2 protein-coding genes are annotated in these 1,430 nt (G+C 61.1%); one reads left to right on the top strand and one right to left on the bottom strand.

The window, feature by feature from the left end:
- On the top strand, positions 1-229 hold a 229-nt coding region (locus Q0835_RS29850; protein WP_298967111.1), incomplete at its 5' end, for a hypothetical protein.
- A gap of 101 nt (positions 230-330) precedes the next feature.
- Here the strand turns inward: Q0835_RS29850 and Q0835_RS29855 are convergent.
- Positions 331-1,347: an IS110 family transposase gene (locus Q0835_RS29855; protein ID WP_298967112.1), complete on the bottom strand. Its 1,017-nt coding sequence runs from the start codon at positions 1,345-1,347 to the stop codon at positions 331-333.
- Positions 1,348-1,430: the final 83 nt, after the last annotated feature.

Genomic DNA, 1,430 nt, shown 5'->3' on the forward strand with positions numbered 1-1,430 from the left:
TGAACTGATGCGGTGGATGCCCCCACCCAGCGGCATCGAGTATACCAAGACGTGTGTGGATGCCCCCTGTTTGGCAAGCTTTATCTTCGATTTTTCGGCGGGGTCTTCGATCGGACGTGTGTCAGGCCTCAAATTGTGGCCTTCGATAACGCCACCGGCCGGTATGCTGTTCGGAAAGCTGGGTTCACATCGGTTCAGAGAGCTGCAAGCGCTCGAGCCCCGGGGCTGAATTTCCCTGCCTTGAACTTCGAAGTCCGTGTCGCGTACTCCTCGTCGATCGCTCACCCAGGCCTTGCGGCCATGTCGTGCCTTTTCCTTCTCGGTTTCAGGTCACGCCATTCGATAATCCTCTTGCTTGGTCGTCATGGCCCAGATCATCCGTGCCATTTTGTTCGCCAGCGCAACAGCCGCGACCATCCTGGGCTTGCGTGCCACGAGGGCAGCGAGCCAGCGATTCGAACTGCCACCCTTTCGGACCACCCAGCGGATCACGCTCATCGCTCCGACGATTAGCAGTCGGCGGATATCGGTCTGCCCCATCTTGCTGACCGCCCCCAGCCTGGCCTTGCCCCCCGTGGACCTCTGCCGTGGCACGAGGCCGAGCCAGGCCGCAAAATTCCGCCCACTGTCAAAAGTGTCGAGGTCGGGCGCAAACGCCGCAACGGCCCCTGCCGTCACAGGGCCGATCCCGGGGATGGTACAAAGCCGCCGCAACTCACAATCTGTCTTCGATGCATCCTCCAACTCGTTTGCCAGCCGTTCGATCACGTCGGTCAGCCGCGCTATCTGCTCGAGATACACCGCCCCCATCTCCCGAACGGGGTCAGGCAGGTCGCTGCTCTCGTCCGCCAGCGCATTCTCTAGTAATTTCAGGCTCGCCGGTCCCTTCGGCGCCACCAGCCCGAATTCGGCCAGATGTCCGCGGAGCGCGTTGATGAGCTGAGTGCGCTGCCGGACCAAGCATTGGTGGGTGCGGAACGCGACGGCACGGCCCTGGGTTTCGGCACTCTTCACTGCCACGAACCGCATAGTCGGACGCATGGCCGCCTCTGCGATAGCCTCCGCGTCCGCGCGGTCATTCTTCTGGCGCTTGACGAACGGTTTCACATACGCCGCCGGCACCAGACGCACTTCATGACCGTGAGACTGTGCCATCCGGCCCCAGTGATGCGACGTGGCGCATGCCTCCATAGCAACGACACAGGCCGGCTGCTCGCCCAGAAGTGTCGCCAACCGGTTCCGAGACAGTGCACGATTATACAGAACCGTCCCATCGCATCCGACCGCACAAACCTGAAAGCTGCCTTTTGCTAAGTCGATCGCCAGAATGCTGATCTTCGATGTCATTGATGCCCCCTCCGCTCGGTGAATATAGAACCGTCTTGGTATACTCGATGCCGCTGGGTGGGGGCATCCACCGCATCAGTTCA

The organism is uncultured Roseibium sp., from assembly GCF_947499295.1.
Classification (GTDB): domain Bacteria; phylum Pseudomonadota; class Alphaproteobacteria; order Rhizobiales; family Stappiaceae; genus Roseibium.